The 1,938-nt window shown below is 67.1% G+C and carries 2 protein-coding genes; one reads left to right on the top strand and one right to left on the bottom strand.

Going from position 1 to position 1,938, the window contains the following annotated elements:
* Positions 1-128: 128 nt before the first annotated feature.
* Entirely contained in the window at positions 129-1,010 is an 882-nt protein-coding gene (locus ABZ914_RS18020) for a site-specific integrase (RefSeq protein ID WP_500194118.1), read from the top strand.
* Positions 1,011-1,469: 459 nt separating this feature from the next.
* Here the strand turns inward: ABZ914_RS18020 and ABZ914_RS18015 are convergent.
* Positions 1,470-1,938 (bottom strand): tetratricopeptide repeat protein (locus tag ABZ914_RS18015; RefSeq protein ID WP_500194116.1); only part of this gene is annotated, 469 nt, incomplete at its 5' end.

Genomic DNA, 1,938 nt, shown 5'->3' with positions numbered 1-1,938 from the left:
GGCGGGGCCGGCGGCCGCGTCGCGATGCGCGGCCCGGCGCGGCCGCCCGGTGACCGGCGCCCACGCCGCACGCTCCGGGCGGCCAGGCGCGGGGCCGCGCAGCCGCCTGAGCACCGCCGCCCCTTGACGTGGGGCTCCTCCGCCGCCACATCACGCCGTATCTCGGCAATCTGCCAATCGGGAAGATCGACACGGCGGCGGTCCGGGAGTGGCGGGCGACGCTTCTGGAAGCGGGCGTAGGGGCGTCCGAGGTGGCGAAGGCGTACCGGCTGCTGCGGGCCGTGCTGATGACGGCGACCGATGATCTGATCATCGCGCGCAACCCGTGCCGGATCAGAGGGGCCGGCGAAGAGAAGCCGGACGAGCGGCCGGTCCTCACGGTCGCCCAGGTCTTCAAGCTGGCCGAGATGGTTCCGGAGCACTTGCGTGCGCTCGTGCTCCTCGCGACGTTCGCGAGTCTGCGGTGGGGCGAGGTCGCGGCGCCCCGGCGCATGGACCTGGACCTCAACGCGCGTACGGTGACCGTCCGGCAAGCACAGGTCGAGTTGGACACGGGCGAACTGATCATCGGGCCGCCCAAGTCACGGGCGGGCCTGCGGACGGTGGCACTCCCCCGGGCGGTCATCCCTTACCTGCGACGGCATCTCGGCAACTTCACCGGTCCGGAGCCCGAAGCGCTGATCTTCACCGGTAAGCGCGGTGGCGTGCTGCGGCGGGCCAACTTCCGGCGGGCGACCAAATGGACCGAGACCGTGGCCAAGCTCGGCGTCCCCGACCTGCACTTTCATGATCTCCGGCACACCGGAAACACTTTCGCGGCGGACTCCGGCGCATCCCTCCGGGACCTCATGGAACGGATGGGCCATGACAGCGTGCGGGCCGCTCTGATCTACCAGCACCGGACGGCGGGCGGGAACCGGGCGATCGCCCAGGCGATGGACGACAAGATCAACAACGAGAACCCGGATGACGACGACGGGACCGCCGGAGTGCTCGCGCGCGTCGGCTAATGGCACGCTAATGGCATGAAGACCCTGTTCCCTTGATCGGGAACAGGGTCTTTTCGCTGGTGGGCGCGGACGGTTTCGAACCGCCGACTCCTCGCTTGTAAGCCAAGATCACCCAGCGATCCCGCAGCCCCCGGCCCTGCACACCGATCTCTCCCCGACTGCCGACGTCCACCCGTGTACGCCACGACTGTCACCCAGTTAGACACTCCGCCCCCCGGCGCGCTCGCACGCTGGCCGATGGTCACTCATCACGCCCCCGGGACCGCGGGGCCCGGCCTCAAACCGGAGTGCCGCCGTCCGCCGACGCGATCACAGACTCTCAACCTCGGACACCGAAGGATCTCTGGTGAGGACTATCGCCACGAACTCAAGGGCGCCCGCTCCGCGGCCGCCGCCGGTCGGGTCCGGGCCGGGCATGCGGCCTCTCCGGGCCGACCCGCCCCGGCCGCCCGGCTTGTGTTACGCGCTCAGCCACGACGGGGGGGCTACGCCGGCAACCTCTCTCCAGGCGGACACGACTAGTTCGGCGTCTCGCGCATAAGTCCGCTGAAGCGAAACCTTGAGGGCGTTGGTCAATTCTTTTTGACCTAGCATCTCTGAAATTACCAGGGATTGTATTTCGAGGCGTACAGCTTCATCAGGACGATCATTATATCGATAGATAATTCCATTGATCGCCGATGAAGCGGCTAGTTTCAGGGAGAATTCCTCAGGTCGAACTGTAGCCAGTTGCCGGTATAGTTGAACGGCTTGGTTGATGGCGTCCAGTGCCTCCTCGGGCCTCTCTAGCCCTGAGAAGCTGGCCGCTTGGTTATGCAATGCGCTAGCCAGTTCGGGTAGGAAGGCGTCGGGTCGTGCGTCGGCTAGTTGCCGGTACAGTTGGACGGCTTGGCTGATAGCGTCCAACGCCTCCTCGTGACGCCCCAAT

It is taken from the genome of Spirillospora sp. NPDC046719 (genome assembly GCF_040645715.1).
Lineage (GTDB): Bacteria > Actinomycetota > Actinomycetes > Streptosporangiales > Streptosporangiaceae > Spirillospora.
The sequence above is the reverse complement of the archived record's forward strand: the minus strand, read 5'-3'. Positions and strand labels throughout refer to the sequence as shown.